The sequence below is a fragment of the Ralstonia flaminis genome, from assembly GCF_958415495.1.
GTDB lineage: Bacteria > Pseudomonadota > Gammaproteobacteria > Burkholderiales > Burkholderiaceae > Ralstonia > Ralstonia flaminis.
On record NZ_CATZLL010000002.1, the window covers coordinates 450,495 to 469,048 of the forward strand.

Consider the following 18,554-nt stretch of genomic DNA (forward strand, 5'->3'; position numbering starts at 1 on the left):
GGACGACATTATCCCGGATGCACAGCAATCCCCCAACTGATGATTGCTGTGCATCCGGTGAGGGACGATCGCGCCGAGTCGGCATCCCACCGCGTTCAGAGTCACCCCTCGCCCGCTCGGCGTACCGCAGGTTTTAGCCGATGGTTACGGCTCGTTGCGCAGATACCCTTCCTTGCTCGGGTCGGGCATGAAGTACGTCACGATCAGCGATACGGCACACAGTGCGGTCACGTACCAGTAGAACGTTGATTCGCTGCCGGCCTGCTTGAACCACAGCGCCACATACTCGGCCGAGCCGCCAAACACCGCATTGGCAATCGCATACGACAGGCCCACGCCCATTGCGCGCACTTCCGGCGGGAACATCTCCGCCTTGATCAGGCCACTGATCGACGTATAGAAGCTGACGATGGCCAGCGCCACCGTGATCAGGCCGAAGGCTGCGACCGGGCTCGATACCGTGGCCAGCGCGTTCATCAGCGGCACCGTGCCGATGACCGACAGCGCCCCGAACAGCAGCATCGAATTGCGGCGGCCGATGCGATCGGACAGTGCGCCGAACGCTGGTTGCAGCACCATGTACACGAACAGCGCCACCGTCATCACGTTGGAGGCCGTTTTCTTGTCCATGTGCGCCGTGTTGACGAGGTACTTCTGCATGTACGTCGTGAACGTGTAGAAAATCAGCGAGCCGCCAGCGGTAAAGCCGATCACACGCAGGAACGCCCCTTTGTGCTGCCACGCGCCACGGATGGTGCCTGCATCCTTGGCCTTGCGCGATGCGTCGGACTGCGTTTCGTGCAGCGACTTGCGCAGGTACAGCGCAATCAGCGCTGTCATTGCACCCACCACGAATGGAATACGCCAGCCCCATGCTTCCATCTCGGCGTTGGTCAGAAACTGCTGCAGGATCACCAGCACGAGCACCGCGCCCAACTGGCCGCCGATCAGCGTCACATACTGGAAAGAGGCAAAAAAGCCGCGTCGCCCGGCTAACGCCACTTCGCTCATGTAAGTAGCGCTGGTGCCGTATTCCCCGCCCACCGACAGGCCCTGGAACAGGCGTGCCACCAGCAGCAGGAAGGGTGCGAGTGCTCCGATCTGTGCGTAAGTGGGCAAGACCGCAATTAGCAGCGAGCCTCCACACATCATCAGCACAGAAATCATCATCGCAGTGCGCCGGCCGTGCCTGTCGGCAATGCGGCCAAACAGCCAGCCGCCAATCGGCCGCATCAGGAAGCCCGCTGCAAACACGCCGGCCGTGTTCAGCAACTGCGTCGTCGGATCCCCTTTGGGGAAGAACGCCGGCGCGAAGTACAGCGAACAGAACGCGTAGACGTAAAAGTCGAACCACTCGACCAGGTTGCCCGACGATGCGCCGACGATCGCGAAGATGCGGCGTCGGGTGTCATGTGGGTCGACGGCTTGCTGGGTGGCTGTGATGTCCATGGGTGCGTCTCGGTGTGAGTGTTCTTGTTGGGCAGCGTAAGCTGGCCCTCAGAATTGTAGCGACAAGTGACGGATTGTCGCGCCCCGGAATTGCCCCGATGGGTGAGATGGCCCGTTGCCGGAAGTGCGCGAAACAGGGCACTTCCGGTGGTTTGGGGTCACGCAGAATTGGGTACGCTCATGGCTTGCGCAGTGCCCATGACGCCCGTCTGGCGTCTGGCTTAACGCGCCCCTTGCCGCGCGTTGAACACCACGCGCAGCACCAGCGCCACGAATGACGCTACCGCGCAGAACGTCATCAACCCCGACCAGCGCGCGCTGGTCCACGCCAGGCTGGCACCGTAGGCGCCCACCGACATGCCGATGAACAGCGAGGTCATGAACACCGCATTGATACGGCTGCGCGCTTCCGGCGCAAGCGCATAGATGATGGTCTGGTGCGACACCAGCGCGGCCTGTACACCCACGTCAAAGAGGAGCGTGCCGATCACGATGGCAATGAGCGACAGCGGAAACAGCGTCATCGTGGCAAACGTCACGGCCATCAGCAGTGCACCGCCCACGACGATATGGCCCGGCGCCACGCGGCCGGACAGGCGCCCGGCAATGCTCGCGCCCAGCGCACCCGCGGCGCCCGCCAGCCCCAGCAGACCGGCCTGCCCGGTCGACAGCCCAAGCGAGCTTGTCAGGTGCAGTGCCACGGTTGACCAGAACCCGGAAAACGCGATGCCGATGAATGCCTGCGTGAGTGCCGACGCCCGCAGCCGCGGATGCTGCATGAACAGCGTGCCCAGCGAGCGCAGCAGCGTGAAGTACGGCTGCCGTGTGGCCGGCGCCACGCCAAAGTGGGACGCACGCACGGCAATCGCCAGCCCGACGATCGCCACGGCCGACACGCCAAACGCTGCTCGCCAGCCGAAGTGGTCCGCCACGATGCCGCTGAACACGCGCGAGCTGACGATGCCGATCAGCAGCCCCGTCATCACCGTACCGATGTTGCGGTTGCGGTTCAGGTCTGTGCTGATGGCGGCGGCGCTGGGCACGAAGTCCTGTGCGATGGTGGCCGATAGCCCGATCACAAACCCCGAGGCCGCCAGCAGCGGCAGGTTGGGCGCGAGGCAGCTGCCGATGAGCGCGAGCGTGAGCAGCACCGCCTTCCACAGAATAACGAGGCGGCGGTCGTAACGGTCGCCCAGCGGTCCGAAGAAGAAGATGCCGCTGGCGTAACCGGCCGCCGTGAGTGTCGGCAGCACCCCCAATGCGTGCGGTGCGATGGCGAGGTCACGGCTGATGAGCCCGAGCAACGGGTGGTTCAGGTAGATGCACGCCACGCTGATGCCGGCACCGGCCGTGAGCAGGCGGATCAGCCCTTGTGTGTTGCCATGGGTGGTGGCGGTTGCAGTGGAAGCGGGGGGCGTTGGGGACGCGGGTGAGGCCGACATGGGAACCTCATGGAGAAGGTTGCTGCATCGCAGCGAAGCGGCGATCCTAGCAACTTTCCTTTGAGATTGCTGACGGCGGAATAACCCCGTTGCCGGTGATGTCGGCCAGCTCCGGCCTGGGAATCCGGTGCGCTAGCTGGCGGGTGAGGGCGATGCGGGGGAGGCATCTTCCACGTCTTCGCTGTGGCCGCCTTGCACGTTGTGGCCAGCGTTGTCGATCCACAGGCGGGCGCGGTCTTCGCCCACGCGCGAGAGTTCCATGCGGTATTCGTAGCGGTCGGGCCGGTACAGGCCCTGCAGCAGCTGCACCGGGCGCCCGCTCATCTCGCGCACGATGCGCTGTACCGAGAGCAGTGGCGCGCCGACGGCCACGTCCAGGTACTGTGCCGTCGCCACGTCCGCCAGCCGTGCGGAGACCACCTGCGATGCGCGATCAATCCGCACACCGGAGGCCTCGATCAGCCGCAGCAGTGATTGGTTCGCGAGCCGCTCCAGCGTGAGCTTGCTGGTCACGTCCAGCGGCAGCCACGTGGTGATGAGCGCCATGGGCGTGTCTTCCAGATGGCGCACGCGCACGAGCTTCTTGATCGGCGTGCCGGGGGCCAGGTCCAGGCACTTGGCCTCGTCGGGCGGCGCCAGCACGTCTTCAAATTCAACGACGACGGCGGAGGTGCGCTCGCCCACGTCGATGATGTTCTGCAGCAGCGTCTGCCCGCCGCCCATCATCAGCGGGTCATCGGGCTTGACCACGAAGGTGCCCATGCCGCGGTGGCGGCGCACCAGACCTTCCTTGACCAGATAGTCGAACACGCGCCGCATCGTGACGCGTGACGCACCAAACTGACGGGCGAGTTCGATCTCGCCCGGCATCGGCCCATCCCCGAATTTGCCTTCGAGAATCTGCTGGCGCAGGACAACGTAGATTTGGTGGTAGAGCGGTACCACGGCATCGGGCATGGCGGTCGTGGGTCCGTGCGTGTGCGGCGAGGTCGAGATCGGAAAGGGTGGTCGTCAGAAGAGTGAACGACCAAGTGCGGGATGACTTTAGAAAAGACGGCCAAAAGCCGGGCGTACGCCCGTCCATCCGCGACGATAGGGGGTTTCGGCTAACGTGTAAAGTTGTGTGTTACCCGTTGACCGTTGGCGTGCCGGCGTCATCCGTCGGCGGATTCTTGCCATGGCTGTAACGTGGGTTTGGCTCGCGCATCGAGTTCTTGGGCGCCACCGGTTCGCCCAGCGCGTTGACCAGCGCCACGTGGATCGGCGTGCCGCTCTCGCGGTCGCGCAACAACATGGGGCCTTCACCGTCGGGCGTCAGATAACGGTCGCCCCATTGCATGAGCGCCACGATGGCGGGCAGCAGATCGACGCCCGCACGTGTGAGCCGGTACGCATCGCGCACGCGGTCGCCCGGCTCCTGGTAGGGCACGCGGCGCAGGATGCCGTACGCCACCAGCGCCTTGAGCCGTGACGACAGGATCGCCGTCGAGCACCCCGTGCGGCGCAGGAACTCATCAAATCGCGTCACGCCTGAGAACGCTTCGCGCAGGACGAGCAGCGTCCACTTCTCACCGACGATCGATACCGCCGCCGCGATCGAGCAAGGCTCCTCCATTGACGTCACCAACTCGGACGCCGCAGGGACGGTGAAGGGTTCCGGGATTCTCATACCAAAATCATAGTCAATTCTGACTTTACTTGCAAAAGTCAGGGTTTCTGCTAATCTAGGTTCAAATTAAAAAGTCAGGCGGTGATCCCGCGCTGGCAGCCATAAAACGATCCATCGCGTGAGGAGATCCCCATGCTGTATACCATCCACCGTTATCCCGCCGAATGGATCGACCGCTGGACCATGCACGACGGCTCCATCGCCACCGTGCGCCCGATTCTGCCGCAAGACGCCCCATTGGAGGCCGCCCTGGTCGAGGGGTTGTCGTCCGAGTCGCGCTATGCGCGCTTTCTGGTGGGCGGCGGGCGGCTGTCCGACGAGATGCTCGCCGCCTACACGCAAATCGACTACGTGAATCACATGGCGCTGGTCGTGAGCGTGGCCCGCGCGGATGGCACTGGCGAAGACCTGATCGCCGATGGCCGCTTCGTCATTGAAGACGGTGTGGCCGAGTTCGCCATGCTGGTGGCCGATGCATGGCAGGGCAAGGGCGTGGGCCGGCGCCTGTTTGCCACCCTGGTGCGGGCGGCACGCGTATCTGGTGCTCGCGAAGTCTTTGGCGAAGTGCTTTCCACCAACCGTCGCATGATCGGCCTGGCGCGCGATGCCGGTTTCCGTGTCGCCGCCGTGCCGGGCGATGCCACCGTGTGCTCTGTGCGCCTGCCGCTGGCGCAGGTCGAGGCGGCCATCACGCCATTTGCTTTCGCCTGACTGTTCCGTATTTGCGTGCCTGCTGCCCATGCAGGCACGCCTACCGTGTGTCTCTTTCGCCGCCGTTGTGCGGCTTCTTTTTTGTCTGATTCATCGAAATTTATGGGGCTCAGTGCAAAAAAACATCGCTTTTGTGGATGAATGGATGCGCATAGACTCATCCACGTGGCCTGGTGCGTGGGTGGCCCCCCCCTCCCGCGTGCTGGCGCCGCCTGATTCCAACCATTCAAGATCGATTGCCCTACCCCATGAGCGACCAAAACGACGTCCGGCCTGTGCTTGCCCCGTTCCACCTTGCGTTCCCCGTGCACGATATTGCTGCGGCGCGCGCCTTCTATGGCGATGTGCTCGGCTGCCCCGAGGGGCGGAGTTCGCCGGACTGGGTCGACTTCAACTTCTACGGCCACCAGATCGTTGCTCACCTCGCGCCGGATGAAATCGGCCACCGCAAGACCAGTGCCGTCGATGGCGACAACGTGCCGGTGCGCCACTTTGGCGTCGTGCTCTCCATGGCCGAGTGGGAAGCCGCCGCCGACAAGCTGCGCGCTGCCGGCATCGACTTCATCATCGAGCCGCACATCCGCTTCAAGGGCGAAGTGGGCGAGCAGGCCACGATGTTCTTTCTCGATCCGTCGGGCAATGCGATGGAGATGAAGGCGTTTGCCAATATGGCATCGCTGTTTGCCAAGTAAATCGATCGGGCCGGCGCTTTAAAAGACCGGCCCGTAAATAAAGATCGTTCAATTGGCGATTTTTATTTACGGGCTGATTTATCCATGTTTTGAGCGAAGTCGGGTTGTCTTTGGCAACCCGTGGGAGCGTTCGTCTTGCGTTTCCGTCGCGCCCGGGTAACGCCGCAAATGGCGTAGTGACGCAGGCGGCAAGGATGGTGCAGGCCATGCACCGCAAACGTGTCGAGATTCCGTCAGCAGGATTGCAAAATGGGCATCACCGTTGCCCAGGAGAGCGGTCGCGCTAAAAGCCATAAAAACAGAATCAATTGCGCTGGCATAGCTCTTGCCATTACCGGATTCCAAGGTATTCACGCCGAAAATAAACAGAGCGTGAAGCCGGAATGTCGTGTTCATCAAACCAAAGGAAGAGCCACACCATGTCCAGCGCCCCCGCTCCTGCTTTGCCGTTGGCCGACGCGCCAGCGGTATCCGACGCCAAGATCACTGCCCGCAAGGCCGCGCTTGCCGCTGCTGCCGGCACTGCCATCGAGTACTACGAGTTTGGCGTCTACGGTTACCTGGCCAGCACCATCGGCCCAATGTTCTTTCCTGGCGACAACGCTGCCGCATCGCTGCTCGCCATCCTGGCTGTGTTCGGCAGCGCATTCCTGATGCGGCCGGTGGGCGGCATCGTGCTCGGCAGGTTGGGCGATCGGCTGGGCCGCCGCGCGATCCTGCTGGTGACCGTGATCGGCATGGGCGTGGCGACGGGGTTGGTGGGGCTACTGCCCACGGCGACCAGTGCGGGGCTGATCGCGCCGGTGCTGCTGTTATTGATCCGGCTGGCGCAGGGCTTCTTTGCCGGTGGCGAGGTGACGGGCGCGGCGGCGTACGTGGCGGAATCCGCCCCGCGTGGTCAGCGTGGCTTTTACGGTGCGTTCACGCCGGTGGGGGTGGCCATCGGCGGTGCGCTGGCGGCCACGGTGTGCGGGCTGTCCAGCGTCATCCTCGGTGCCGAGCAAATGCAGGCCTGGGGTTGGCGCATCCCGTTTCTGATGGCGATTCCGATGGTGATCGTGTCGTCCATGGTGCGCCGTCGCGTGGAGGAGTCCGTCTCGTTCCAGCAGTTCCAGGCGCATCACGAACCACCCAAGGCCCCCTTGAGTGAAGTCATGCGTGAACATGGCAGCAGCGTGCTGCGCGTGACGCTGCTCGCCTTCGGCCAGAACGTCGGCTATTGGGTCGGGCTGGTCTTCATGAACCTCTATCTCACCACGCATCTGAAGTACGACAAGACCACCGTCTACTGGATTCTCGCGTTCGTGAGCATCAGCATGGCGTTCCTGATGCCGGTATTCGGTGCCTTGTCCGACCGCGTCGGCCGCCGCAAGGTATTGGCGGCAGGGTTTATCGGGTACGCGGTGCTCGTGCTGCCGATGATGGTGCTGATGGATCGACACAACATCGGCCTGGCCTTCCTCGCGATGATGGTGGTGGCGCTGCCGCTGCCGATCGTGCAGTCCGTCGGCTATCCGACCTACGCCGAGCAGTTTCCCACCCGCGTGCGCTACACCGGCATGGCGTTCAGCTTCAACATCGGCGCCATCGTGGGCGGCGGCATCACGCCGTATGTGGCCACCGCGTTGATCGGCCAGACCGGCAATCTGCTGATGCCCGGCTTTTTGCTGGTGGGCGGAGCGCTGGTTGCGCTCATGGCGCTCGTGGGTTTGCGTGAGACGGCGCAGGAGGCGCTGCAGTAACGCAGCGAGTATGCTTGGGGTCGCTTCGTATCGCCGTATCGCCGAATTGCGCAGACCCGAAAGACCCCAATGCTTCGAGAACTCAAGACCTTCATTGCCGTTGCCCGGCACGGCACCTTTGCGGGCGCGGGTGAGCGCATCGGCCTCACGCAATCGGCGGTAAGCGCGCAGATCCAGCGGCTGGAGGAGTCGCTTGGCTTTCAGCTGTTTGATCGCACCGGTCGCTCGGCCACGCTCAATGCCGCCGGGCGTGATGCGCTGGCGCTGGCCGAGCACATCGTCACCCTGTACGACCGGCTTGGTGAGCAAGCCAGCGGCAGCGAGCAGCGTGGCCTCGTGCGCATTGGCGCGATTGCCTCGGTGCAGGCGTCGTTCCTGGTGGACGCGGTGGCCCAGTTTCGCGTCGAGTTCCCGCATTGCCGCACGCGTATCGTGCCAGGCGTGTCGCTCGATCTGCTCGGGTTGGTGGATGCTGGCGAGATCGACTTGGCCGTGCTGATTCGCCCGCCGTTTGCCGTGCCGGCCGATCTCGAATGGCGCACGCTGGTGGCTGAGCCTTTCGTACTGCTTGTGCCCGACAGCCTGCCCGGCGACGACTGGCGCGTCTTGCTGGAGCACCAACCGTTCATCCGCTATGACCGCCGCTCGTTCGGTGGCCGCCGCGTCGACCAGTTCCTGCGCGACCAGCACATCACCGCACACGACGTGATTGAGCTCGACGAACTGCAAGGCATGTCGCTGCTTGTGGCGCGCGGGCAGGGCGTGGCGCTTGCCCCGCAGACTGCCGGGCAAGGCGCCTGGCCACCCGGCGTGCGCGCCATCAGCTTGGGCGATGACACCTTCTATCGCGAGATCGGCCTGATCGAGCGCCCACGCCATAGCCGCCAGCCGATTGCCAGTCGCCTGGCCGATTGCATTGATGAAGCGGCGCGCAGCACCTGACCCCCCCATGAGCGTTGCGTGATACCCGGGATGCGTGCGGGTGCGTTGACCGAGCGTTATATCGGATCGTATATTACGCCGATCTTTCTACGGCGCATTCGGGGCTTTCATGCAATGTTTCTCGCAGGGTTTGTCACTTCGGGCGCAAGTGCGCGCCATGGGTCTGGTTGCTGCGCTGTCGCTGGGCCTGGCTGCGCCGGCGCACGCCGCTGACCTGGTCGTCTCGGCTGCCGCCAGCCTGACCAACGCCTTCAAGATGATTGCGCAGCAATACGAAGCGCAGCATCCCGACACCAAGGTCGTGCTCAACTTTGGCGCGTCGGACGTGCTGATGCAGCAGATCGTCAAGGGCGCCCCCGCCGACGTGTTTGCCTCCGCCGATCAGGAAGCAATGAACAAGGCCGTGGACGAGAAAGTCATCAAGACCGAAACGCGCCATGACTTCGTGGCCAACCAGCTCGTGCTGATTGTGCCGACCACGGGCACGGTGCCCGTGCACGCGCTGACGGATCTGACCAAGCCCGAGGTGAAGCGCGTGGCGATCGGCAACCCGGCGTCGGTGCCGGTGGGCCGCTATGCCAAGCGTGCGCTGGAAGCCGCCAAGCTGTGGGAGCCGGTGGAAGCCAAGGCGGTGCTGGCGCAGAACGTGCGCCAGGCCCTGGACTATGTTTCGCGCGGTGAGGTCGAAGCGGGCCTGGTGTTTTCCACCGATGCCGCCATCGCGGTGGACAAGGTGAAGGTGGCGAGCCCCGTGCCGCTGAACGTGCCGCTTACCTACCCGATTGCCGTGACGTCTGGCACGAAGCAGCCGCAGCAGGCGGCCGATTTTGTGGCCTTCGTGATGTCGCCGGCTGGCCAGGCAGTGCTGGCCAAATACGGCTTCTTGAAACCTTAACTACGCAGTCGCCGGCTGACCCGCACGCTCGGCATCCTGCCTGGGCGTGCGATGGATGCGCAGCACCAGGAAGGCACCCGCGACACACAGCCCGCCCGAGATCATCGAGGCGAGCGTGTAGTTGCCCAGCGTGGAGCGCATCATGCCCGCGCCCAGCGTGGCAAACGCCGCCCCCAACTGGTGCCCCGCAACGATCCAGCCAAAGACGATGGGCGCTGCAGCCTTGCCGAACACATCGTTGGTCAGGCGCACGGTGGGTGGCACGGTGGCAATCCAGTCCAGCCCGTAGAAGAGCGCAAACACTGGCAGGCCGAAGAACTCGAAGCCGAACGCATACGGCAGATAGATGAGCGACAGCCCGCGCAGGCCGTAGTACCAGAACAGCAGCACGCGGCTGTTGTAGCGGTCGGACAGCCAGCCCGACAGCGTGGTCCCCACCAGGTCGAAGATCCCCATGACCGCCAGCAGGCTTGCGCCCTTGACCTCGGTCAGGCCGTGGTCCGCACACATGGCGATGAAGTGCGTCCCGATATAGCCGTTGGTGCTGGCGCCGCAGATGAAGAAGCTGAAGAAGAGCAGCCAGAAATCGCGCTTGCGTGCTGCCTGTACCAGCGTGTTCATGGCCAGCACGATCGGGTTGGCACGCGGGCCTTGGTCAACCTCCGGCGCGTCGGCCGGCTCGCCGTAGGTGCGCAGGCCCACGCTCTTGGGCGACTCCGGCAGCAGCATCGCAACGATCGGCAGCAGCAGCGTCAGCGCGCCAGCCACAATCAGCACCACCGGGCGCCAGCCGTAGCGCTCGACCACTGCCGCCATCATCGGCAGGAAAACGAGCTGGCCGGTGGCCGAACTGGCCGTCAGGATGCCCATGGCCAGCCCACGGTGCGAGGTGAACCAGCGGTTGACCACCGTGGCGCCCAGGGTGATGGCAGCCACGCCCGTGCCGCCGCCTACCATCACGCCCCACAGCAGCACCATCTGCCAAGGCTCGCGCATCATTGCCGAGAGCGCCGTGCCCGATACCAGCACCGCCAGCGCAACCAGCACCGTCCGGCGGATACCAAAGTACTGCATCGACGCCGCCGCAAACGGCCCCGTCAGCCCATACAGCGCAATGCCGATCGAAATGGCCAGCGAGATCGTGCCGCGGCTCCAGCCGAACTCGTGCTCAAGCGGCAGCATCATCACGCTGGGCGTGGCACGCGTGCCGGCCGCGCACAGCAGGATCAGGAACACCACGGCCAGGGCGATCCAGCTGTAGTGAAAGCGTGGGGCAATGAGGCGGGCAAGTCTCTGCATGGGAGGGGCGTCCGATTCCTGTGTTCGATTCTTGTTTCTTGTGGGCTCGACAATGCGCTATTCGTTACCGACCGGTAACAACGTGCTTGCGATGGTAGGTACCGCTCGGTAACATGTCAAGCTTGGAATGTCATCGACGTGGCTGGGGTTGGTTTGCTCGCCACGGTTGCAGGAGTCATCACATGGCAGCACGCGGGCCCCGTGCCCTTTCTTCCACCGCCGAGAAAACGCCCTCCCGCCGCATCAGCGGTGAGGATGCGCACGCCAGCCTGCTGGAAGCCGCGCGCGAGTTGTTTTACTACGAAGGCGTGCGTGCCGTGGGTGTGGAGGCGGTGGTTGAGCGCGCCGGCGTCAACAAGATGAGCCTGTACCGCCAGTTCAAGTCGAAGGACGATCTCGTCCTCGCTTACCTGGAGCGCAGCGACGAGAACTTCTGGGGCTATTTCAACGCGAGCATGGCCAAGCACCCGGACGATGCGCGCGCGCAACTGCTGCAGTTCTTTATCGATGTATCCGAACGCGCCTCGCGCCCGGGTTACCGGGGCTGCCCTTTCGTGAATGTGGCGGCGGAGTTTCCAGACCCGTCGCATTCTGCACGGCAGTTCGTCCGGCGCAACAAGGCGCAGCTGCTCACGCGCCTGCGGGATCGTGCCGAAGCTGCCGGCGCCACCGACCCGGATGCCCTGGCCGATGACCTTGCCTTCCTGATCGAGGGCGCCTATACCGCCAGCCAGACTTTCGGCACCGATGCGCCGCGCCTCATCAAGAGCCTGCCGCGTACGGCACGCGTGCTGCTGGATGGCAACATTCCGGCCGCTGTTCCCGCACGCAAACCGGATTGATGTTGTAACCGCAGAACGGATCGAAAACGAGGGTACGCCGGCGCTGCACGATGCCGCTACACTCGCTGGCATTGTTGCCTCGGCCGCACCCGATTCGATGACGCCCAACCAAGTCCCGCTTTCTCCCGTTCGTTCGACGCCGGTTGCTTCAGTACAGCCGCCCGCAATGCTTTCGTTGCCGGCAGCGTTGTCGCAGGCGCAACGCGCGCTCGACCGTATCGTGCTCGGCAAACCGCTGCAGATCCGCCTGGCGCTGGCGTGCCTGCTGTCACGCGGGCATCTGCTGCTGGAAGATCTACCGGGTGTGGGCAAGACCACGCTTGCGCACGCGCTGGCCCGCACGCTCGGGCTGCAATATCAGCGCGTGCAGTTCACCAGCGATCTGCTGCCGACCGACCTAATCGGCGTGTCGATCTACGTGAAAGAAAAGAGCGCGTTCGAATTCCACCCCGGCCCGCTGTTCGCGCAGGTGGTGCTGGCCGATGAAATCAACCGCGCCACGCCCAAGGCGCAGAGCGCGCTGCTCGAAGCGATGGCCGAGGGGCAGGTGACGCATGATGGCGCCACGTATCCGCTGCCCGAGCCCTTCTTCGTGATTGCCACGCAGAACCCGTTGAACCAGATCGGCACGCACCCGCTGCCGGAGTCGCAACTGGACCGCTTTACGATGCGGCTTTCGCTAGGGTATCCCGACCAAAGCTCGGAACGTGCACTGTACCTGGGTGGCGGCGCGCCGCAGGACATCCAGCCCGTGCTGACCGCCGCGCAGGTTGTCGCGCTGCAAGCGGCTGCAGATGCCGTGCACGCGGCCCCCGCGCTGGTCGACTATGTGCTTGCGCTGGTCAATGCCACGCGCACCGATGCGCAGGTGCAGATGGGCCTGTCGCCGCGTGCCGGTCTGGCGCTGCTGGCGGCGGCCCGCGCGTGGGCGCTGATCGACGGCCGAGATGTCGTGCTGCCCGAAGATGTGCAAGCCGTGTTCAAGGCCGTGGCCGCGCACCGGTTGCTGCCGACGGGCGGTACGTTGTCGGCCACAGCGCTGGCGCAGCGGCTGCTCGATACGGTCGCCATTCCATAAGCGCACGGCGCCATGGCGCGTTTCCCCGCTTTGTTGTTTGCACCGTTGCGCGCGCTGTTTCGCATCCTGGGTGCGGGCCTGGCGGCGTTGCCAGGCGTCCGCTTTGCGCGAGCACGCGTGCAGCGTTTTCTGCAACGGCCGCGCAAGCCCCGCGAAGGCCGCATCCGCCTGGATCGCAACCACGTCTACATCCTGCCCACGGCATCGGGTGCCGGCTTTGCGCTGCTGCTGGTGGTCATGCTCGTCACCTCGCTCAACTACAACGTGAGCCTGGGCTTTCTGCTGACGTTCGTGCTGGCCGGTGTGGCGGCCTCTGCCATGTGGCAGACGCACCGCAACCTCGTCGACCTGGAAGTGCGCGGCGCGGCGGGCGAGGCGGTGTTTGCCGGGCATGCGCTTAACGTGAGCGTGGCGTTGGCCAACGTGACACCCTGGGCGCGTGTGGGTTTGGATGTGAGTGCACGTGAGGCCGCACCGGTGGAAGCCGCGCTCGATGCGCAGGACGCTACGGTTGCTGCGTTGGCGTTTGCCGCACAGCCGCGCGGCTGGTTCCAGCTGCCACGTCTGACGGTGTCGACGCGCTTTCCGCTTGGCCTGTTTCGCGCATGGAGCTATGCCGATGCGCCGCTCACGCTGCTGGTCTATCCCGAACCCGAGCCTTCCGCGCCGCCGCTGCCTGCCAGCTTTGCGCCCGACCCGGGTGAGGAAGACAACCCGCGTGCCGCGCGTAGCCAGGTCGAAGAGGCTGCCGACCAATTGCGCGCCTATCGCCCAGGTGATCCGCTGCGCAGCATCGCCTGGAAGCACAGCGCCCGGCTCGACACGTGGATGAGCCGCACCGGCCAGCAGGTGCGCCATGCGCAGTGCGTACTCGCGTGGGATGCACTGCCGCGATCCATGAATGCGGAGCAACGCCTGTCGCGCCTGTGCGCCTGGGTGCTGGCCGCTGAACACGCACCCGCCGGTGACGAACCCGAATACACGCTGACCTTGCCGGGCATCTCGATTGGCCCGTCGCGTGGATCAGCCCATCGCGATGCGTGTCTGCGCGCACTGGCGCTGTGGGGCAAGCCGGCAATGCCTGAGGCGGCCGCATGAGCACCGCCACCATCGGCACGCAGGCTGCGGCGTTTGGTTCGGCCCGCGCCCTCACCCACCGCGAGCACGGCTGGTTGATTGCGCAACTTGCCGTTGTGCTCGTACCGTTGCTGCGCGCACTGCCGCTCGTGACGTGTGCCGTATTTGGCGTGCTGCTGCTCTGGCGCACCCTGCTGTGGGTACGCCGCGCGCCGTTGCCCGGCAAGTGGGTGCTGGGCTTCACAGGTGTGGTGACGCTGCTCGTGACGCTGGCGCTGTCCTTGCGCACCGGCGGCAATATCGGCCGAGACCTGTCGGTGGCATTGCTGGGCGCGTTCCTTGTGCTCAAGCTGATGGAATCGCACACCGTGCGCAACGGCATTCTGGCGACGCAGCTGTGCTGTTTCCTGCTGCTCTCGCAAACGCTGTTCGACCAGCCACCTTGGATGGCCGTTTCCTTGCTGGCAACGGCGGCGCTGCTGCTGCGCAACTGGCTGCTGTTGTTGCATCCGCAGGCGCGCATGCAGGTGTCGGCAGTGCGTGTGCTGGGGCGATTGGTGGCGATGGGCCTGCCATGCGCGGCCGTGCTGTTCCTGTTGTTTCCGCGCCTGGATCATCCGCTGTGGAGCCTGCCGCGCTCTGCTGAAACCGGTACCAGCGGCATCACGGATCGCATGGCGCCGGGCTCCATCGGCCAGTTGATCCTGTCGGATGACCTGGCCTTTCGCGCCGACTTTGCGGGGAAACCGCCAGCGCTCGATACGCTCTACTGGCGCGGCATGGTGCTGTGGCGTTTTGACGGCCAGGCATGGACGGCAGCGTCGATGCGGCAGCGGCCCCTGCCCGGGAGCGTACCCAATTCTGCGGACGCGGTTGCGGGGTTGCCGGGCGTGGTCGACTACAACATCACGCTGGAAACGACGCACCAGCGCTGGCTGTTCGCGCTCGATCGCGGCCTGTCGATCGACGCGCGTGACGACATCGGCCGCAGTGTTGACGCAGAGTTCCTCAGCCGGCAACCGATCGACCAGCGCATGCGTTACCACGCGCGTTCACGCTTGCCCGATCGTCGTCGTGCGGACGATGCACAGCCGTTGGATTCGCCTACGCTGCAGACGGCATTGGCACTGCCGCCGGGTAATCAGCAAGCGCGTGCGTTGGCCGCGCAATGGACTGAGTTGCCGCCGGCTGACCGCGTATCGGCTGCGCTCAAGCTGTTCGGCAGCGCACCGTTTGCCTACACGCTCGCACCCGAGCCGTTGCAGGGCGAGCAGATTGACGATTTCCTGTTCCGTACGCATCGCGGCTTCTGTGAGCACTACGCGGGCAGCTTCGTCTTTTTGATGCGGGCGGCGGGCGTGCCGGCGCGCGTGGTGGTGGGCTACCTCGGGGGTGAGGTGAATGCCGTGAGCGGCGACATCATCGTGCGCCAGTCCGATGCGCATGCCTGGGCCGAGGTGTGGCTGGCTGGGCGCGGCTGGGTGCGTGTGGACCCGACCGCCGCTGTCGCGCCGCAGCGCGTGGAGCGCGGCCTGGCAGCGGCCGTGCCCGCCAGCGAATTCCGCTCGCGCCGCGTGGAAGAGCCCGCATGGCTGCGCAGCGTGCGCTGGGGGCTCGACGGCCTGATCAGCGGCTGGAACCGCTGGGTGCTTGGCTACGACCGCAACCGGCAGGCGCAGCTCTTTGCGTGGCTGGGGCTGGAGGCGGCGGACCCGCGTGCGGTGCTGTGGGGCGTGTCGGCCATCTTCCTGCTGGCGGCGCTGCCGCTGCTATGGCAACAGCGCAAACCGAAACCCGACCCTGTGCAGGTGCAATGGCAGCGCGTGTGCAGCCAGCTGGCGCGGCATGGCTGTCCGCGCAACCCGACCGAAGGGCCGATGGCGTATGCCGCGCGCGCCGCCACGCAGTTTCCGCAGGCGGCTGAGGCCCTGCACCGCGTGGCCGCTGGTTATATCGCACTGCGCTATGGCCGCGATGATGGTGATGCGCACGCTCGCGCGCAACGGCTGGCACGTTGGAAGGAAGACGTTGCCGCGCTGCGCGTGTCTGCATAACGAGAGCGGTATGACGCAACCCGATACGCACGTGCTCGACAACCCTATCTGGTCATCGCTGGCGAGCGGTCATCTGCACTTCCGGCTGGGTGGCCCGCTTGCCTGCCGCTACCGTGCCGACGTGGCGCCGTTTGCCGCCATCGCTGCCAGCCCTGACGCGATGCCCGCCGCATGGCAGGCACTGCATGGGTTGCTGGAACTAGGTGAGCAACTCTCTCTGTTTGCGATTTCGGCCATCGATGTTCCGCAGGAGTTTGACGTCGAGCGGGCGGGCATCCTGCAGCAGATGATCGTGGTGCGCGACCCTGGCGGGCAGGTCGATACCACCGACATCGTCCGCCTGGGGCATGACGATGTGGCCGACATGTTCGATCTGACCGAGCGCACCAAGCCCGGCCCGTTCCGCACCCGCACGCAGGAGACCGGCCAGTACATCGGCATTCGCGAAGGCGGCCGGCTGATCGCCATGGCCGGCGAGCGTATGCAGCTGGATGACTACGTAGAGATCAGCGCCGTTTGCGTGGACGATGCCCACCGCGGCAAGGGCCTTGCCAACCGACTGATCCGCGTTTTGCAGCACGACATCGCGCAGCGCGGGCAGACGCCGGTCCTCCACGTGTTCGAGCACAACCGCACGGCGATCGCGCTGTATGAGCGGTTGGGGTTTGCGGTCCGCCGGTCGTTTTATCTGACCAAGGTGATGCGCCGGGAGGTGTAGTCCGTTTTTCTTTCAAATCATCGCGCAACGCGGTGATTTTGGCGCCGCATTGCGTGGTGTCACTGTATTACTCATATTGAGTAATTTAGAGTCAGCTTTCGAAACATAATCGCGTTTCTCTTCCGTGATTCGAGAACGTTTGCGCCCTTGTCCTGCTTGGCTCTACGGAATATCGACGATGCGTGCTTGGCTGCCATCAAGGCATTCCCGGTGTTTGAAAATGTTTGCAATCGGGCCGAATCTCCTTCATAGACTTCATTTCAAGCCGATAAGCAGTTAATGGTCTAGACCATTTGGAAAATGGATGGGGAAGGGTGGATCGGCACATTATCAAGCGCATTTTTGAAACGGGAGACTGACATGGCGAAAATGCATCGCGGTGCGCTGGTTTCAGCCACGCTGGCTGGACTGCTGGTACTGGGCGGTTGCGCAAGCTCGGGTTCGGGCGACATGAGTGGAACCAGCGGTGGCGGCACCTCCGCCAACAACGGCAGCGGTGGGTCGGGCAACTCGGGCGGCACCGGCGGGTCCACCACCACGGCCTCGACCACGCCCACGGGCGACATTGCCAACAAGGGCGGCGGTGTGCTCACGGCCACGGGCAGTGCCATCAGTAGCCTGGGTACGACGGTGGGAGGCTCCAATGTGCCGGGCGCGTCTGGGTTGGGCAATGTGGTTGATAACGTCGGCAACACCGTTTCCGCGCTCGGCACGGGCGTGCAGTCCGGCCTGGGCAGCATGGGCACCAACCCGAACCCGGTGGGGACCACGGTGTCCAGCACAGGCAACGTGGTCACCCAGGTCGGCAATACCGTCAACGCCACGGGCGGTCTGTTGAGCAGCCTGGGAACGGGCCCGCTGCAGCCGCTCGCGCCGGTGACCACGCCGGTGGGTGGCGCTGTCTCGCAAGTGGGGCAGGCTGTGGCCAATGCGGGCGGCACGCTCGGTACGGCCCTGTCGACCGGGCCGGTGGAGCAGGTCACCCAACAGCTCAGCTCGACGGTGGTGCCACTCACCTCGCAAGTCACCACCACCACGCAGACGCTGGGTAATGCCACGGGCCTGGGCGCACCCGCCACGAACCTGCTGCAGACCGTGGGCGGTACCGTGGCGAACGTCGGCACGTCGCTCACGGGCACGAATGCGCCGGTGGTGTCCAACCTGGGCGGCGTGGTGAGCGCCACGGGCAACACGGTGGCGGCGTTGGGTGGCGCGGTTTCCACGCCGGGCGGCAGCACATCAGGCAGCCCGCTTGCGCCCATCACCAACGCGCTGGGCGGTGCCACGGGCGGCAGCAATCCGCTGGGCGCGTTGACCGGCGCCCTGGGCGGCGCCACCGGTGGAGGCACCGGCAGCAACCCGCTGGCTCCGGTCACGAGCGCATTGGGTGGCGCTGCGGCGGGTGGCAGCAACCCGGCAGCCGGTGTGACGGCACCGGTTGGCTCGCTGCTGACCGGCGTGGGCTCGTCGCTGACTTCAACCGGTGCGACCACGCCGCTGGCCCCGGTAACGGGCGTTGTGGGTGGTGCGGTGGGGTCGGTGGGCGGTGCGCTGGGGGGCACGCCGCATCATTGACTCAGTCTGTGCCGATGGGCCGTCCATGCTTTGCGCTGGACGGCTTTTTTTATGGGGGGGAATTACCCAACAAAAAACCAGCCCGAAGGCTGGTTCCTTGCCAAGCACATGCTGCCTCAGAACGGCGCACTGAAGGTCAGTCGTACTCCCTGCTGCAGCCCCCCCATGCCCGTCATCACGTTGTAGTCCAGCCCAAACGTGAGCGGCCCCGTGCGGAACTTCGTCCCCAGCCCGATCTGCACGCGATCCCGCCCAAACGGCGTGCTCGGCACGTAGTACGCAGGGCCCGACGACGCCAGGTCCGCATACGCCAGGCCAGCGTTGCTCTGCCCGTTGAAGTCGTGCTGATACTCCACCCGCGCAAACGGC

17 protein-coding genes are annotated in these 18,554 nt (G+C 65.0%); 11 read left to right on the forward strand and 6 right to left on the reverse strand.

Annotated elements, in window-relative coordinates; genetic code table 11:
• Window positions 1-144 precede the first annotated feature (144 nt).
• The 4 genes from R2N11_RS04690 to R2N11_RS04705 all read right to left on the reverse strand — a co-directional run bounded on the left by R2N11_RS04690 (window position 145) and on the right by R2N11_RS04705 (window position 4,560).
• Complete coding sequence (locus tag R2N11_RS04690; protein WP_316680321.1) at window positions 145-1,449, reverse strand: MFS family transporter; 1,305 nt, start codon at window positions 1,447-1,449, stop codon at window positions 145-147.
• Between the two features lie 221 nt (window positions 1,450-1,670).
• Window positions 1,671-2,891, reverse strand: a complete 1,221-nt coding sequence (locus R2N11_RS04695) for an MFS transporter (RefSeq protein WP_199029365.1) — start codon at window positions 2,889-2,891, stop codon at window positions 1,671-1,673.
• A gap of 132 nt (window positions 2,892-3,023) precedes the next feature.
• Entirely contained in the window at window positions 3,024-3,848 is an 825-nt protein-coding gene (locus tag R2N11_RS04700) for a GntR family transcriptional regulator (RefSeq protein ID WP_199029363.1), read from the reverse strand.
• A gap of 169 nt (window positions 3,849-4,017) precedes the next feature.
• Window positions 4,018-4,560 carry a winged helix-turn-helix transcriptional regulator gene (locus R2N11_RS04705; RefSeq protein WP_199029362.1) on the reverse strand — a complete coding sequence of 181 codons (543 nt, stop codon included), beginning with the start codon at window positions 4,558-4,560 and terminating at the stop codon, window positions 4,018-4,020.
• A gap of 132 nt (window positions 4,561-4,692) precedes the next feature.
• On the opposite strand from R2N11_RS04705, the gene R2N11_RS04710 reads away from it, so the two are divergent.
• The 5 genes from R2N11_RS04710 to modA all read left to right on the forward strand — a co-directional run bounded on the left by R2N11_RS04710 (window position 4,693) and on the right by modA (window position 9,542).
• On the forward strand, window positions 4,693-5,271 hold the full coding sequence (locus R2N11_RS04710) for a GNAT family N-acetyltransferase (RefSeq protein WP_199029359.1): 579 nt from the start codon (window positions 4,693-4,695) through the stop codon (window positions 5,269-5,271).
• A 248-nt stretch (window positions 5,272-5,519) separates the two neighbouring features.
• Window positions 5,520-5,963, forward strand: coding sequence for a VOC family protein (locus tag R2N11_RS04715; RefSeq protein ID WP_199029357.1), 444 nt, complete (start codon window positions 5,520-5,522; stop codon window positions 5,961-5,963).
• 419 nt (window positions 5,964-6,382) lie between these two features.
• Window positions 6,383-7,705, forward strand: a complete 1,323-nt coding sequence (locus R2N11_RS04720; protein ID WP_316680323.1) for an MFS transporter — start codon at window positions 6,383-6,385, stop codon at window positions 7,703-7,705.
• 69 nt (window positions 7,706-7,774) lie between these two features.
• Window positions 7,775-8,647, forward strand: coding sequence for a LysR family transcriptional regulator (locus R2N11_RS04725; RefSeq protein ID WP_199029353.1), 873 nt, complete (start codon window positions 7,775-7,777; stop codon window positions 8,645-8,647).
• Window positions 8,648-8,756: 109 nt separating this feature from the next.
• On the forward strand, window positions 8,757-9,542 hold the full coding sequence (gene modA, locus R2N11_RS04730; RefSeq protein ID WP_316680324.1) for a molybdate ABC transporter substrate-binding protein: 786 nt from the start codon (window positions 8,757-8,759) through the stop codon (window positions 9,540-9,542).
• On the opposite strand, the gene R2N11_RS04735 is transcribed toward modA, so the two are convergent.
• The gene (locus R2N11_RS04735) at window positions 9,543-10,841 is read right to left on the reverse strand and encodes an MFS transporter (protein WP_316680325.1); all 1,299 of its coding nucleotides are present in this window, start codon (window positions 10,839-10,841) and stop codon (window positions 9,543-9,545) included. It lies immediately after the preceding gene.
• Window positions 10,842-11,023: 182 nt separating this feature from the next.
• Between R2N11_RS04735 and R2N11_RS04740 the strand changes: the two genes are divergently transcribed.
• The 6 genes from R2N11_RS04740 to R2N11_RS04765 all read left to right on the forward strand — a co-directional run bounded on the left by R2N11_RS04740 (window position 11,024) and on the right by R2N11_RS04765 (window position 18,185).
• Window positions 11,024-11,683 carry a TetR/AcrR family transcriptional regulator gene (locus R2N11_RS04740; RefSeq protein ID WP_316680326.1) on the forward strand — a complete coding sequence of 220 codons (660 nt, stop codon included), beginning with the start codon at window positions 11,024-11,026 and terminating at the stop codon, window positions 11,681-11,683.
• 97 nt (window positions 11,684-11,780) lie between these two features.
• Complete coding sequence (locus tag R2N11_RS04745; protein ID WP_316680346.1) at window positions 11,781-12,761, forward strand: AAA family ATPase; 981 nt, start codon at window positions 11,781-11,783, stop codon at window positions 12,759-12,761.
• Window positions 12,762-12,773: 12 nt separating this feature from the next.
• Window positions 12,774-13,859 carry a DUF58 domain-containing protein gene (locus tag R2N11_RS04750; RefSeq protein ID WP_199029345.1) on the forward strand — a complete coding sequence of 362 codons (1,086 nt, stop codon included), beginning with the start codon at window positions 12,774-12,776 and terminating at the stop codon, window positions 13,857-13,859.
• Window positions 13,856-15,892 (forward strand): transglutaminase TgpA family protein, encoded by a 2,037-nt coding sequence (locus tag R2N11_RS04755; protein ID WP_316680327.1) that lies wholly within the window; start codon window positions 13,856-13,858, stop codon window positions 15,890-15,892. The genes R2N11_RS04750 and R2N11_RS04755 overlap by 4 nt, the downstream gene beginning before the upstream one ends.
• Window positions 15,893-15,902: 10 nt before the next feature.
• Window positions 15,903-16,610, forward strand: a complete 708-nt coding sequence (locus tag R2N11_RS04760) for a GNAT family N-acetyltransferase (RefSeq protein ID WP_316680328.1) — start codon at window positions 15,903-15,905, stop codon at window positions 16,608-16,610.
• A gap of 360 nt (window positions 16,611-16,970) precedes the next feature.
• Entirely contained in the window at window positions 16,971-18,185 is a 1,215-nt protein-coding gene (locus R2N11_RS04765) for a collagen-like triple helix repeat-containing protein (RefSeq protein WP_199029339.1), read from the forward strand.
• 116 nt (window positions 18,186-18,301) lie between these two features.
• Here the strand turns inward: R2N11_RS04765 and R2N11_RS04770 are convergent.
• The coding region (locus R2N11_RS04770) for an autotransporter domain-containing protein (RefSeq protein ID WP_316680329.1) at window positions 18,302-18,554 on the reverse strand (253 nt) is incomplete at its 5' end.

Excerpts from the sequence above, each read along its gene's own strand:
- R2N11_RS04690 (WP_316680321.1), bottom strand. The coding sequence starts at position 1,449 with ATGGACATCACAGCCACCCAGCAAGCCGTCGACCCACATGACACCCGA.
- R2N11_RS04695 (WP_199029365.1), bottom strand. The coding sequence starts at position 2,891 with ATGTCGGCCTCACCCGCGTCCCCAACGCCCCCCGCTTCCACTGCAACC.
- R2N11_RS04700 (WP_199029363.1), bottom strand. The coding sequence starts at position 3,848 with ATGCCCGATGCCGTGGTACCGCTCTACCACCAAATCTACGTTGTCCTG.
- R2N11_RS04705 (WP_199029362.1), bottom strand. The coding sequence starts at position 4,560 with ATGAGAATCCCGGAACCCTTCACCGTCCCTGCGGCGTCCGAGTTGGTG.
- R2N11_RS04710 (WP_199029359.1), top strand. The coding sequence starts at position 4,693 with ATGCTGTATACCATCCACCGTTATCCCGCCGAATGGATCGACCGCTGG.
- R2N11_RS04715 (WP_199029357.1), top strand. The coding sequence starts at position 5,520 with ATGAGCGACCAAAACGACGTCCGGCCTGTGCTTGCCCCGTTCCACCTT.
- R2N11_RS04720 (WP_316680323.1), top strand. The coding sequence starts at position 6,383 with ATGTCCAGCGCCCCCGCTCCTGCTTTGCCGTTGGCCGACGCGCCAGCG.
- R2N11_RS04725 (WP_199029353.1), top strand. The coding sequence starts at position 7,775 with ATGCTTCGAGAACTCAAGACCTTCATTGCCGTTGCCCGGCACGGCACC.
- modA (WP_316680324.1), top strand. The coding sequence starts at position 8,757 with ATGCAATGTTTCTCGCAGGGTTTGTCACTTCGGGCGCAAGTGCGCGCC.
- R2N11_RS04735 (WP_316680325.1), bottom strand. The coding sequence starts at position 10,841 with ATGCAGAGACTTGCCCGCCTCATTGCCCCACGCTTTCACTACAGCTGG.
- R2N11_RS04740 (WP_316680326.1), top strand. The coding sequence starts at position 11,024 with ATGGCAGCACGCGGGCCCCGTGCCCTTTCTTCCACCGCCGAGAAAACG.
- R2N11_RS04745 (WP_316680346.1), top strand. The coding sequence starts at position 11,781 with ATGACGCCCAACCAAGTCCCGCTTTCTCCCGTTCGTTCGACGCCGGTT.
- R2N11_RS04750 (WP_199029345.1), top strand. The coding sequence starts at position 12,774 with ATGGCGCGTTTCCCCGCTTTGTTGTTTGCACCGTTGCGCGCGCTGTTT.
- R2N11_RS04755 (WP_316680327.1), top strand. The coding sequence starts at position 13,856 with ATGAGCACCGCCACCATCGGCACGCAGGCTGCGGCGTTTGGTTCGGCC.
- R2N11_RS04760 (WP_316680328.1), top strand. The coding sequence starts at position 15,903 with ATGACGCAACCCGATACGCACGTGCTCGACAACCCTATCTGGTCATCG.
- R2N11_RS04765 (WP_199029339.1), top strand. The coding sequence starts at position 16,971 with ATGGCGAAAATGCATCGCGGTGCGCTGGTTTCAGCCACGCTGGCTGGA.